The sequence below is a fragment of the Paenibacillus sp. Leaf72 genome (assembly GCF_001422685.1).
Taxonomy (GTDB): domain Bacteria; phylum Bacillota; class Bacilli; order Paenibacillales; family Paenibacillaceae; genus Pristimantibacillus.
On the sequence record NZ_LMLV01000030.1, the window covers coordinates 410918 to 423872 of the forward strand.

The following is a 12955-nucleotide window of genomic DNA, read 5'->3' on the forward strand; positions in this document are numbered from 1 at the left end:
GATGGCGGCGAACACTACCAACATTAACAACAGCGCCAACCTTAACGATACCCCGCTGCTCTGCGTTCAAAATATAGAAATTTCCCGGCAGCAAGCTGGAAAATGGCTGCCTATCATCCAAAATGTATCCTTGGAGCTTCATGCCGGTGAAATGGCTGCGCTTGTAGGGCCGAGCGGCTGCGGCAAAAGCATGACTGCCCATGCGCTTGTCGGGCTGCTGGAAACCGGGCTGCGCCTGACAGGCGGGCATATTTTTTATAAGGAGGATGATATTTCCCGTTATGATGAGCGTCGCTTGCAGAAGCTTCGCCGTGAGGAAATCGCCCTTCTTATTCAGCATTCGCTGAGCGGCCTAGATCCGATCCGCACGGTGCGCAGGCAAATGGTCGAGACGTTGAAGCTGCAAGCGAAGCGTTCGCGCAAAGAAATGGAAGCGTATTTGGGCACGATGCTGGAACGGATTGGCTTTGCGGACCCGGCAGCGATTTTGGACGCATACCCTTTTGAACTGAGCGGAGGCATGCGGCAAAGGGTGCTGCTTGCAATGATGCTGAGCACGGAGCCGGCATTGTTTATTGCCGATGAGCCGACGACGGCGCTGGATGCACTCAATCGCGACCGAGTGTTAGCTTTGCTGAAGCAGCTGCAGGCGGATTTCGGCTTGACGGTGCTGCTCATTTCGCATGACGAGCAAAGCGTCCGCAAATTCGCGGATCGTGTCATCACGATGCAGCCGGGCGGGATGGCTTCAGTCCAAGCGAAAGGAAGCGTCCTATGATGATTGTGTTGGAATTGCGTCAAGTGACCAAGGCGTTTCCGCTGCGGCTGCTGAGAAAGCGAAGAGGGCTTAAGGCGAAGGACAGCAGCACGGCCGTTCAAGCTGTGAAGCAGGTTGATCTCGCGCTGCATCGCGGAGAAACGCTTGGGCTTGTTGGGGAAAGCGGCAGCGGGAAAAGCACATTAGCAAGGCTCATTATGAAGCTGGAAACGCTAAGCTCCGGGCAAATTTTGCTCGGCGGACAGTCTATTCATGGACATCATATGAAGGATTTGCAGGTATACAAAAGCGTACAGCTTGTCCTTCAGGACTCTGCATCCTCCTTGCATCCCCGGATGCTTGTTAAAGAGGTGCTGGCAGAGCCAATGCGCAATTTTGGAGCTAAGCATCCGCTGGAAATTCGGGACTTAAGCAAACAGCTCATGCGCGCCGTTGGCCTGGACGAGAGCTTTCTAGGCAAGCTGCCGCATCAGCTTAGCGGAGGGCAGAAGCAGCGCGTATGCATTGCGAGAGCGCTGGCGGTGCGCCCGGAAGTGATTATTTTCGACGAGTCGTTAGCCAGTCTCGATCCTTTATCGCAGACTTCTATCGTGTCGATGCTCCAGCAAATTCAGCGGCAGCAAGAGCTGGCCTACTTGTTCATTACGCATGATTTGGCGCTTGCCCGTCAGCTGTGCGACCGGATCGCGGTCATGTACCAGGGCGAAATCGTGGAAACGTTTAGTGAATGGGAGGAAGGCAAGCTTAAGCATCCGTACACCCATGCTTTATTTGCGACGCTAGAGGAGCACGTGGACGAAAGCTCAGTTGAAAACGCGGAGAAGGAACTGCCCTATGAGCTTGTAAAAAGCTAGCCCTCCTTCGGTGTTTCTCTTACGCGCATAATATTGGAAACTCAGTGGAACCCTATGCAATAAAAAGGCACAAAGGGGTTCAAACATGATGCTAATGAGCTTATGGAAGCAGCTAAAAAGAAAGCTTCGCCGCCGTCCGCTTTGGACGCTAGGCAGTATCGCCTTGCTCGCCGTCACGCTAGCGGGTACTGTCTGGCATCCTGCGAAGGCGGCTGCGGCCATCAACCTGGCAAGCGCCGTCGCCAATTTTGCCGATTCAGCGTCTGGCGCTAATCCCGTAGGCGTAGGAGCAGCATCTAGTGCAGGAGCCGCCAGCGGCCCCTCTTCTGAGCTGCTGCGCGAGCTGCGGGAGCAGCAGGAGCCAGTCAGCGTCATGCTGCGCCGCTACTATCTATGCGGCGAGGAGAGCAGGCCGCTTGGGCGCATGACTTCTCTCCAGCTGATCCGGCTGCTCGAGGCGAATGGCGAATGGCATGCAAGCTTCGATAAAAAAACGAGCCGGGTGCTGGTTGAGCAGACGGTGGATGAGTTTTCGAAGCATTGCCAGAATGAAGCGTATATGGGCGTGGACAGGCAGGGGAATTTATCGCTGTTTGAGGGGGCCCCCCAGCAGGAGAAGGTGCTAAGAACTTTTTTTCAACTGGATATTGGGTATTTGGAAAGCAGCTTGCCCCGCGACAAAGTAGAGCAGCTGACCCACGGCATTAAAATCAATGACATCGAAGAGTTTAACAGCGTCCTGTCTACCTTTAGCGACTATGAGCTGGGACATGGCAAACCGGCTAAACGATCCGCTTATTAGATGAAAATAGCAGCCCGGAGGACGTTCTTATAGAGGACGTCCTCTTCTTGTTGTATAATGAATGATGGTGTAAAGAAAATCGGCTGCTCCTCGACACTTTCCTCAAACGCATGTTCTCATCCTTTCTGTCTTTTGGTATAATAGGAGAAATAAACGGCAGGAATAAGGAGTTGGCGGTTTGCGCGTTCTAGGCATAGATCCCGGTATTGCGATAGCGGGTTTTGGTTTCATTGATAAACAGGGTCATAAGCTTAAGCCCGTTCAGTATGGCTGTATTCAGACGGAGGCGCATACGCCGCCCGAGGAGCGGCTCATTCAAATTTATGATTCGGCTGTTGCCCTAATGGATAAGTACAAGCCCGATTCGGTTGCGGTGGAGAAGCTGTTCTTCAACCGGAACGTATCAACGGCGTTTGCGGTTGGTCAGGCGCGGGGGGTTATTATTTTGGCGGCGGCGCAGCGCGGGCTTCCGGTTGCGGAATATACGCCGCTGCAAGTTAAGCAGGCTGTTGTAGGCTACGGCAAGGCGGAAAAGCGCCAAGTGCAGGAGATGGTCAAGATGTTCCTGAATTTATCGGCCATTCCGAAGCCCGATGATGTGGCGGATGCGCTGGCAGTGGCCATTTGCCATGCCCATTCGGCAGTTTTAGTCCAAAAAATTAATGAGGCGGGACGATCATGATTGATTTTTTACGAGGTATAGTGTCCCATGTTGAGCTGGAGTATGTGGTGCTGGATGTACGAGATGTCGGTTACCGGGTGTTTACGCCGAATCCCTATGCGTTAGCGAAAAGGGAAGAGCCTGCAACCCTATATATTCATCATTCCGTTCGCGAGGATGCGATTTTGCTGTACGGGTTTGCAACGCGCGAGGAACAGACGCTGTTCCGCAAGCTGCTGGAAGTATCGGGCATTGGGCCGCGCGTGGCGCTGGGCATACTCGCAGGAGGCAAGCCAGAAACCGTTATTGCTGCCATTCAGCAGGAAAACATTACGTTTCTTACGAAGCTGCCGGGCATTGGCAAGAAGACGGCGCAGCGGATGATTTTGGATTTGAAGGACAAGCTTGCAGGCATCGCAAGCGATGCGGCAGTGCTGTCGGCGGCGGGCGCTTACCTGGAGCCTGATTTATTCCAAAGCGGAAGCGGGCAGGGAGCAGGCACCGCTTGGGAAGAAGCGCGTGAGGCACTCGCAGCGCTTGGTTATACAGCTGCGGAGCTTGACCGGGCATGGCATGGCTTGCAGCAGACGGTGATTCCAGAGGAGACGGTTGATTCCCTCATGAAGCGCGCTTTGCAGCAGCTGTTTAAAGGTTGACGAAAAGGAGCTGAGCACGGATGGACGAAAGAATTATTTCCGCCAACCTTATGATGGATGATCAGGCGGTGGAGCTAAGTCTGCGTCCTCGTTATTTGGCTGAATATATCGGTCAATCGAAGGCGAAGGAAAATTTAAAAGTATACATAGACGCGGCAAAGCTTCGCAAGGAAGCGCTCGATCATGTATTGCTTTACGGGCCGCCCGGACTTGGAAAAACAACGCTGTCGAACATAATCGCCAATGAGCTTGGCGTAAACCTGCGTACGACATCGGGACCAGCTATTGAGCGCCCAGGCGATCTCGCTGCCCTGCTGACGAATTTGCAGGAGGGCGACGTGCTGTTTATCGATGAAATCCATAGGCTGCACCGTACAGTAGAAGAAGTGCTTTATCCGGCAATGGAGGATTATGCGCTCGACATTATGATCGGCAAAGGGCCAAGCGCAAGATCCGTACGGCTTGATTTGCCGCCTTTTACATTAATTGGCGCAACGACAAGGGCGGGGCTGCTTTCCGCTCCGCTGCGGGACCGCTTCGGCGTCATCAGCAGGCTGGAGTTTTATACGGTTGATGAGCTTGCTTATATTATTTCGCGCTCGGCGGAAATTTTCGATATTTCCATCGTAGGCGAAGCATCTCAGGAAATTGCGCTGCGCTCCCGTGGAACACCGCGAATTGCCAACCGCCTGCTCAAGCGGGTAAGGGATTTTGCCCAGGTGCGTGGCGATGGCATTATAACAGACGAAATAGCAAGCTCGGCGCTGGAGCTTCTGCAGGTTGATCCGATGGGACTGGACAGCATCGACCATAAAATGCTGCATGCAATGATGACGACATTTGCCGGGCGTCCAGTAGGCCTGGATACAATCGCGGCTACAATTGGCGAGGAAAGCCAGACGATAGAAGATGTATATGAGCCATATTTAATGCAGATTGGCTTTCTCCAGCGTACGCCACGCGGACGTATGGCGACCGAGCAGGCGTATCGCCATATAGGCATTCCATACCCGGAGAGAAATTAGAATGGCTGGCGCGGGGAAGCATTCAGCAGAAAAGCTGTTTATCGTCTATGATGGCGAATGCAATCTATGCATTGCAACGGTTGCAAGGCTCAAGGAGCTTCCGTCGCGGGCCCATTTGCAATTTGTGCAAATTCAGCAATTGGAACAGCCGGGAACGGTGAGCGTTCCTGGCATTCAGCAGGTGAGCACGCAGCAGCTTTATGAGAAAATGCATGTTGCGGACAGCAATGGCATGTTATATGCCGGAGCAGACGGCGTTATACGCGTGCTGCGCACGGTTAAAGGGCTGGGAGCGCTCGCCCTGTTGTACCGGATCCCAGGCATGCGGCGAATAGCAGATGCTATTTATCGCATCATTGCGGGCCGACGTTACGAATGGTTTGGCAGAACAGAGCAAAGCTGCTCGGTGGATGGCTGCGAATGGAAGCCGCCAATGCAGAACAATAATCACCCAGAAGGGGGAAGGTGAGATGAACGCCCGCTTTTCGATCAGACGGCTGTCGCTTCTAACTTTAGCTGGGCTAATGCTCATTTCGATGTGGCATGTACAGCCTTCTCAAGGAGCCGTACCTCAGCTTGATTCGATAAGAGTCGCTATATTTTTGCAATTTCCGGGGAAATATTCGGTGAATACAGCCGCAGCAACACTCAGCTCGGCAGGCGGCTTGTCCATTGGAATGAAGCAGCCGTCCGGCGCGGAGGAATGGCTGCGGGAGGCAGGCAATGTACAGGCCCGCTTTGCCAAGGACGATTATAAGGTCAAGGTGCTGGAAACGACCAGCTTCGAGACGGCGCTTAGCGCTTATAAAAGAGTGCAGACGGCGAAGGGCAGCGGTTTTATTACTTCCTTAACGAAGAAAAGCAAGACGGTATATCAAGTAACAGAAGGTACCTACAAAACCGTTGAAGAAGCAAAAACTGCGCTAAGCAAATGGAAGTCAGACAGCGAGTTAACGAAGCTGTCCGGCGGTTCGCAGCCGGAGCTGCAAGGGCCGCTTCATCTGGAAAGCACAGGCTATGCTTCTAAAGCTGAGGCTGTTAAGGCATCGTCATCATTTGAGGCAGCGGGAATTGATACGTATATCGCTGTGCGCAAGCCAGCCAGCGGACTGCGTTATTCGGTTATGGTAGGTGCTGCTGCCAGCAGTGCTGATCTAGACCTCATCAAGGTAGCGTCTGGAGCATCTGGCGTCAGCCTGCTGCAGGCTGACGCCAAATCGCCTTATCTGCTGCTGAAGAACGACCATACGCTCACAGGCAAGTCGGGAAGTCCGCTTACGATGTATACGTTCCCCGTTACGAGCGCCAAAGTATGGGTCGAGCCGGCAGGCAAAGAAACAATCAAGCTGACGGAGCGCTACAGCCGCACGTATCGCGGTGCGTTTGAGTTCAGTGATTTTAATGGCAAGCTTGCAGTCGTAAATGAACTTCCGTTTGAGCAGTATTTGTATTCGGTTGTAGGTTCGGAAATGGTTGCAACTTGGCCGCAGGAGGCTTTGAAGGCTCAGGCGGTTGCCGCTAGAACGTATGCGCTCTATCAAGGCACGGGCTTTCAAATCGCCCATGTGGTCGATAGTGTGAGCAGCCAAGCCTATGCGGGAACAAGCACGGAGAAGCAATCCACGATTCAAGCGGTAGACGCGACGCAAGGCGAGGTCGTGCTGTATAAAGGCAAGCTGATTGAGGCGCTTTATTCCTCCAATGGCGGCGGGGCTACAGCGGATGCCAAGGAAGTATGGGGCAATGCCGTTCCTTATTTGACGAGTGTCAAAAGCCCGACGGACAGCTCGGCGGAAAAAGGGCTGTACAGCTGGTACCGCGTTGTGCTTCCAAGCGGCTTAACCGGCTATATTCGCGAAGATTTGCTCACGGAGAGAAGCGAAACGAATGCCGCAGGAATTAAGCTGATGAAGGTGAATACGGACGGCGTAAAGGTGCGGAAAATACCGCTCATCCAGGATGATGTTCCGTTGGTTGGCCAAGTCAATGCGGGTGCAAAGGTAGTCGTCTTGGAAAAATCAGTGCAATCGGGTCCGATGTCTTGGGTACGAGGCCCTTTCAGCTCAGAGGAGCTGGTCGCTTCACTCAAGAGCGTCACCACGATAGCCGGTCCAATTACTTCGCTCCAAGTGAGCAAGACAGGACAGTCGGGTCGCGCTACGGAAATGCTGGCGAACGGCAAAAAGCTGGAGGTCAAATATCCGGATATGCTGCGGACGGCGCTTGGAAGCCTGCCGAGCACCTTGTTCCAAATTGACGAGACAGCACGCGTGAACGTACTTGGAGCGAATAAGAAAACGACAGCAAAGCCTGAGAGTACAAGTGCGATCTATACGATTGGGGCAGGCGGCGAAGTAAAGCAGATGGAGGCCAAGCTGTATATTATGGGCAGCAAAGGCAAGGTTCGTGAAGCGACGAAGACGCCGAGCTTCCGTTTCATCGGTACAGGCTTCGGTCATGGCATCGGTCTGTCCCAGTATGGGGCGCTTGGCCTTGCCGAGCAAGGGTATGACTACTCTTATATTCTGAAATACTATTATAATGATGTAACTATCGCTAAGGAATGATGACTGACAGATGAACGTAGAAATGTTTGATTTTGAACTGCCAGAGCGTTTAATTGCCCAGACGCCGCTGCAGCAGCGGACTTCATCGAGGCTTTTAACGCTGGACCGCAGCAATGGCGCGGTGAACCATGAAAACTTCACCGATCTGGCGCAGCATTTGCATGCCGGAGATGTGCTGGTGCTTAATGACACCAGGGTACTGCCTGCACGTTTAATTGGCGCGAAGGCGGATACGGGGGCGAAGATTGAGCTGCTGCTGCTCAAGCAGCTGGAAGGTGACCGCTGGGAGGCGCTCGCGAAGCCGGCCAAACGCATGAAGATCGGCGCAGAGGTATGGTTTGGCGACGACGGCAGCGGCCAGCCCCTGCTTCGTGCTTTTGTTGAAGAGGAAGGCGATATGGGCGGCCGTACGATTCGGTTTGCCTATACGGGCATTTTTCAGGAGCTGCTGGAGCGGCTTGGCGAAATGCCGCTTCCGCCTTACATTCGGGAACGTCTGGAGGAGCGTGAGCGCTATCAAACCGTTTATGCCAAGCATGATGGCTCGGCGGCAGCCCCGACGGCTGGACTGCATTTTACAGCAGACTTTTTGCAGCGGCTTGCGGATAAAGGTGTGCGCATTGCTTATGTGACGCTGCATGTAGGGCTCGGAACGTTTCGGCCGATGTCGGTAGACGTAGTGGAAGAGCATGTGATGCATTCGGAATATTACGAGCTTAGCGAGGAGACCGCAGCGCTGCTGAATCAGGCGAAGGCCGAGGGCGCACGCATCGTTGCTGTAGGGACAACCTCTGCAAGGACGCTGGAAACCGTTGCGGCGCGCTTTGAGAAGGAAGCGATTCAGGCATGCAGCGGCTGGACTGATATTTTTATTTTTCCGGGCTACTCCTTCAAGCTCGTTAATGCACTGCTAACCAATTTCCATTTGCCCAAGTCGACGCTGGTTATGCTCGTCAGCGCGCTTGCTGGGCGCGATGCGGTTATGGGCGCTTATGCAGAAGCGATTCGTGAGGAATACCGCTTTTTTAGCTTCGGCGATGCGATGTTTATTTATTAATAATGAAGCAACAAAATTAAAGAAGACAGGAAGCGTGAATTGTGGCTGTAACCTATGAATTGTTAAAAGTGTGCAAGCAGTCTGGAGCGCGGCTCGGCCGCGTCCATACGCCCCATGGCGTTATTGAGACGCCGGCTTTTATGCCGGTGGGAACCCAGGCGACGGTAAAGACGATGAGCCCGGAAGAGCTGAAAACGATGGATGCCCATATTATTTTGAGCAATACGTACCATCTGTTTCTTCGCCCCGGACATGAATTGATTGGGCGCGCAGGCGGATTGCATAAGTTTATGAACTGGGACCGTCCGATTTTGACTGACAGCGGCGGTTTTCAAGTGTTCAGCTTGAGCGAAATGCGTAAAATTACGGAAGAAGGCGTCCAGTTCCGCTCTCATCTGAATGGGGACAAGATGTTTTTGTCGCCGGAGAAGGCGATGGAAATTCAAAATGCGCTCGGCTCGGACATTATGATGGCATTTGACGAATGCCCGCCATACCCAGCTGAGCATGCTTATGTGAAACAGTCGCTTGAGCGCACGACGCGCTGGGCGGAGCGCTGCCTCGAATCCCATGCGCGTCCTCATGATCAAGGGCTGTTTGCGATCGTCCAAGGAGGCATGTACGAGGACCTGCGCATCCAGAGCGCGAAAGATTTGACTTCCATGGATTTCCCGGGGTATGCTATTGGAGGACTAAGTGTCGGTGAGCCGAAACACTTGATGTATCAAGCACTTGAGTATACGGTACCGCTGCTTCCAACCGGCAAGCCAAGGTATTTAATGGGAGTTGGTTCGCCCGATGCGCTGCTGGAAGGCTCCATTCGCGGCATCGATATGTTCGACTGTGTGCTTCCTACGAGAATTGCGCGCAACGGAACAACGATGACAAGCGAGGGAAGACTCGTTATTCGCAATGCCAAGTATGCAGAGGATTTTGGTCCACTTGATCCGAAATGCTCTTGCTACACATGCACGAATTATTCACGCGCGTATATTCGCCACTTGATGAAGGCCGATGAAACATTCGGTATGAGATTGACGACTTATCATAATCTACATTTCCTGCTTCAACTCATGAGGGATGTGCGTCAGGCGATTACCGAAGATCGGCTCCTTGATTTTCGCGATGAGTTTTTTGACAGCTATGGGTTGCGGGATAACGATAAGGGATTTTAGAAAGGGGGGATTTCAATGTCACTATGGTTAGCAGATGCAGCTGGAGCACCAGCGAATAGCATTTGGGGCATGGCATGGCCGATACTACTTATGTTTGCCGTGTTCTATTTCTTGCTTATTCGTCCGCAACAGAAGAAACAAAAGCAGCGTACAGCGCTGTTGTCGCAATTGAAAAAAGGCGATAAAATTTCAACAATCGGCGGTATGCACGGTACAATCACGGAATTGACGGATGACACAGTCGTACTTCGCGTCAATGATACGGTTAAGCTGACGTTTGAACGCAGCGCAATTAGCTCGGTCGTTAGCAGTGCGCCTACGATTTCGAAAGATTAGTAGGATAGCTCCAAAAAGCCTGCGCCTTGAAGGTTAATCCTTCAAGACGCAGGCTTTTTTATATGAGTATGTAGAAGCCTTCTTTAGGCTAAGCTGCTTCTATTTTTCCCCGTTAGCGCTCCTATGCCGTCTGAAAATGATGCCGGCTGCCGAATTACTTTTTAAGATTGACGCCAATAACGCCCCCAAAAGCGCCAAGCAGCAAAGTAATGCCAAGGACAATGGCGGTATGCAGAGAAAATCCGGCATCGGCAGCCAGAAAGCCAATTAACAATATGGTCAAACCATAGAGCAGGCCAAGCAATCCGCCCTGATACCAGCCTTTCATGCCGGATCGCTTGCCGGACGTTAATCCGCCCGCAAAAGCGGATACGCCATGAATACATGTTGCGAAAGTCGGCAGGCTGCTTTCCTTCATATTTCCAAAATGCAGCAAAAGCGAGAGCAGCAATGCGCCTAAAGCAAGCCAAATGATGGCATACAGGAGACCCGCCAGCATAGGGGAAGCGATCTGGGGAGGCCGCGGAACATGTTTAATGGGATTCATCGTTTTCCTCCTTTAAATTCCTTTTACTTAAACCATATGGCCAGGCTCTGCGGAATAGTACAGGCAAGCGGAAGGGTGGACGAAATTCTATCCAATTACGTATAATGTGAGGGATAAGAAAGGGTGAAGCGAGATGGAAACCAAGGCAGCAGGAATGCTTTACAATCCGGCGGCTTGGCAGGTTATCGCGGTAGCAGTTATTTTTTTGGTAACCTATGCCTTTGTCATTACGGATAAAATCAATCGGGCAGTGGCGGCGCTTGCAGGCGCATTTCTCATATTGGTGCTGGGCATATTGGACTTGCGTTATGCATTTACGGAGGCGGTCGGCTGGCGGGTCATTATGCTGCTCATCGGCATGATGCTGCTTGTCGGCATTTTGAACCGGGCAGGTGTCATCCCATACATAGCGATCAAGCTGGCCCAGTGGGTCAAAGGAAGCTCGTGGAAAATCTTTATACTGCTCATTGCCTTAACCGGCATTAGCTCAGCTTTTCTGGACAATGTAACGATTATGCTGCTCGTCATTCCGGTAACAATGTCGATTACAAAATTGCTGAAGCTGAATCCTTACCCTTTTATTTTTGCAGAAATTGCTGCTTCCAACATCGGTGGTGCTGCTACTTTAATCGGTGATCCGGTTAATATGATTATTGGCTCTGCGAACAAGCAGTTGACGTTTAATGCTTTTATCATCCATTTAGGACCTGTATCGTTGTTTATATTAATCGTTACGATAGGCTTGTTTTTGTTCGTGTACCGCAAGCATTTTAAGCCTACGCATAAAAGCAAGGAAGCAAGCGAGCTGATGAAGCTTTCCGCCAGCTCCTACATTAAAAATCGCCCGCTGATGATCAAATCGGTCGTCGTTTTTTTGCTAACCATTATTGCCTTTACGCTCCATTCGGCATTAGGCATTGAGCCGGCGGCTATCGCGCTTGGCAGTGCGGCACTGCTCATGGTCATAGGTTTGAAGCGCAAGGAAGCAGAAATTGCCTTCCGCATGGTGGATTGGGGTACGATATTATTTTTTATCGGCTTATTTATTATGGTAGCGGGACTTTCGGCAACGAATTGGACCAACCAAATCGCTTTGGTTGTGCTGCAAATGACTTCCGGTAATGTTGATATAGCGTCATTGCTGCTATTGTGGATTTCCGGTGTAGCCTCCGCCACGATGGATAATGTGCCGTTTGTAACGGCAATGGTTCCCGTTATTCAAGCGATGGGTGCTGAGCTGGGACTGAGCGCGGGTCAAATGGAGCCGCTGTGGTGGTCGCTGTCGCTTGGCGCAAATCTCGGCAGCAACGGCACGCTCATTGGCGCTTCCGCAAACGTAATTGCCGCAGGCCTTGCTTTGCGGGAAGGCAAAAGCTTTCATTTTAGAGCCTTTCTTAAAGTAGGTGCGCCAATTGCGCTTATGTCGCTGCTCGTCTCTACGGCTTATGTGTATTTTATTCTGATCCCGTAATTTTATGTTTTCCCGCCTTTACCATAAATTCGTGCCTGGCCGTTTCGTATGAGGGAGATGGCGGCAGGTGAGAATACGTGTACAGACCGCTCAGGCCAACATGCAGCAGGCGCGAGCGATGAAGGAGGCGGGACCACTTGGAATTTCTGACCCTTGTGCTGCGTACCGTATTGATTTATTTCATCGTATTTCTCATCATGCGGTTTATGGGAAAACGGGAAATCGGCAAGCTGTCGGTTTTTGACCTCGTTATCTCGGTTATGATTGCGGAAATAGCTGTGATCGTTATAGAGGATTTGGATCGAACGATGTGGGAAGGCATTGTGCCGATGGTTATTTTAATGCTGGTGCAGGTGGGAATGGCTTTTGTGGCGCTGAAAAATCGCAAGCTGCGGCAGCTATTTGACGGGAAGCCAAGCGTTATTATGGCGAAGGGCAAGCTGAATCGCGATGTCATGCGCAAGCAGCGCTATAATCTGGATGATTTTATGCTCCAGCTTAGAGAAAATCAAATTACAAGAATCTCGGATGTGGAATTTGCGATTTTGGAAACGAGCGGCAAGCTGTCGGTCATTCCTAAAAGTACAGAAGGGTCCCCGGAAGAGATAGCGGAAGAGCGTTTGAATGTGGAGGAACAACGGAGCAGGGGCGGACACGAGCTGCAGCAGCAGGCGGAAGAAGGCAGTAGGGCTGAGCATAATTCGGATTTGGCGGGCAAGCTGTCTATGCAGCAAAATGCTAAGGTCATTCCGCCCAAATATCGTTTTGAGATTTTGCCTATTCCGCTCATTATGGATGGCAAAGTACAGGATGAAAATTTGGAGAAGCTGGAGAAAACCCGTTTTTGGTTGAAAAATGTCCTTCAGGATGAAGGGGTAACCGACTTTAAGGAAGTATTCCTTTGTACAATAGACCATAAAGGCAAGCTGTTTTTGGATAAAACGAAAAAGCCGCGAAAGTAGATTGGGAGCAAGGATGTCCCAAACTGCTCGCGGCTTTTTTTTAACGATACGAATATATGAAGAC

At 51.7% G+C, this 12955-nt stretch carries 14 protein-coding genes; 13 read left to right on the forward strand and 1 reads right to left on the reverse strand.

Annotation, left to right across the window (positions count from 1 at the left end; genetic code table 11):
- Nucleotide 1: 1 nt before the first annotated feature.
- The 11 genes from ASF12_RS23060 to yajC all read left to right on the forward strand — a co-directional run bounded on the left by ASF12_RS23060 (nt 2) and on the right by yajC (nt 9911).
- Nucleotides 2-778 (forward strand): ATP-binding cassette domain-containing protein, encoded by a 777-nt coding sequence (locus tag ASF12_RS23060; protein WP_056039951.1) that lies wholly within the window; start codon nt 2-4, stop codon nt 776-778.
- Nucleotides 775-1632 (forward strand): ABC transporter ATP-binding protein, encoded by an 858-nt coding sequence (locus ASF12_RS23065; RefSeq protein WP_327204937.1) that lies wholly within the window; start codon nt 775-777, stop codon nt 1630-1632. The genes ASF12_RS23060 and ASF12_RS23065 overlap by 4 nt, the downstream gene beginning before the upstream one ends.
- Before the next feature lie 85 nt (nt 1633-1717).
- Nucleotides 1718-2434: a BofC C-terminal domain-containing protein gene (locus tag ASF12_RS23070; RefSeq protein ID WP_056039953.1), complete on the forward strand. Its 717-nt coding sequence runs from the start codon at nt 1718-1720 to the stop codon at nt 2432-2434.
- 178 nt (nt 2435-2612) lie between these two features.
- On the forward strand, nt 2613-3116 hold the full coding sequence (ruvC, locus tag ASF12_RS23075) for a crossover junction endodeoxyribonuclease RuvC (protein WP_046229358.1): 504 nt from the start codon (nt 2613-2615) through the stop codon (nt 3114-3116).
- Nucleotides 3113-3751 (forward strand): Holliday junction branch migration protein RuvA, encoded by a 639-nt coding sequence (ruvA, locus tag ASF12_RS23080; RefSeq protein ID WP_056039954.1) that lies wholly within the window; start codon nt 3113-3115, stop codon nt 3749-3751. The genes ruvC and ruvA overlap by 4 nt, the downstream gene beginning before the upstream one ends.
- Before the next feature lie 20 nt (nt 3752-3771).
- A complete protein-coding gene (ruvB, locus tag ASF12_RS23085) occupies nt 3772-4776 on the forward strand; it encodes a Holliday junction branch migration DNA helicase RuvB (RefSeq protein WP_056039956.1) in 1005 nt (334 codons plus the stop codon).
- A gap of 1 nt (nt 4777) precedes the next feature.
- Complete coding sequence (locus ASF12_RS23090) at nt 4778-5245, forward strand: thiol-disulfide oxidoreductase DCC family protein (RefSeq protein ID WP_056039958.1); 468 nt, start codon at nt 4778-4780, stop codon at nt 5243-5245.
- 1 nt (nt 5246) lies between these two features.
- The gene (locus ASF12_RS23095; protein ID WP_056039962.1) at nt 5247-7343 is read left to right on the forward strand and encodes a SpoIID/LytB domain-containing protein; all 2097 of its coding nucleotides are present in this window, start codon (nt 5247-5249) and stop codon (nt 7341-7343) included.
- A 10-nt stretch (nt 7344-7353) separates the two neighbouring features.
- Nucleotides 7354-8400, forward strand: a complete 1047-nt coding sequence (gene queA, locus ASF12_RS23100; RefSeq protein ID WP_056039964.1) for a tRNA preQ1(34) S-adenosylmethionine ribosyltransferase-isomerase QueA — start codon at nt 7354-7356, stop codon at nt 8398-8400.
- Nucleotides 8401-8438: 38 nt separating this feature from the next.
- Nucleotides 8439-9575 (forward strand): tRNA guanosine(34) transglycosylase Tgt, encoded by a 1137-nt coding sequence (gene tgt / locus ASF12_RS23105; RefSeq protein ID WP_056039966.1) that lies wholly within the window; start codon nt 8439-8441, stop codon nt 9573-9575.
- A 15-nt stretch (nt 9576-9590) separates the two neighbouring features.
- On the forward strand, nt 9591-9911 hold the full coding sequence (gene yajC / locus ASF12_RS23110) for a preprotein translocase subunit YajC (protein ID WP_056039968.1): 321 nt from the start codon (nt 9591-9593) through the stop codon (nt 9909-9911).
- A 154-nt stretch (nt 9912-10065) separates the two neighbouring features.
- On the opposite strand, the gene ASF12_RS23115 is transcribed toward yajC, so the two are convergent.
- On the reverse strand, nt 10066-10458 hold the full coding sequence (locus tag ASF12_RS23115; protein WP_056039970.1) for a TIGR04086 family membrane protein: 393 nt from the start codon (nt 10456-10458) through the stop codon (nt 10066-10068).
- A gap of 133 nt (nt 10459-10591) precedes the next feature.
- On the opposite strand from ASF12_RS23115, the gene ASF12_RS23120 reads away from it, so the two are divergent.
- Both ASF12_RS23120 and ASF12_RS23125 read left to right on the forward strand, forming a co-directional pair.
- Complete coding sequence (locus ASF12_RS23120) at nt 10592-11929, forward strand: SLC13 family permease (protein ID WP_442952549.1); 1338 nt, start codon at nt 10592-10594, stop codon at nt 11927-11929.
- Between the two features lie 197 nt (nt 11930-12126).
- On the forward strand, nt 12127-12891 hold the full coding sequence (locus tag ASF12_RS23125) for a DUF421 domain-containing protein (protein WP_056040142.1): 765 nt from the start codon (nt 12127-12129) through the stop codon (nt 12889-12891).
- Nucleotides 12892-12955 lie beyond the last annotated feature (64 nt).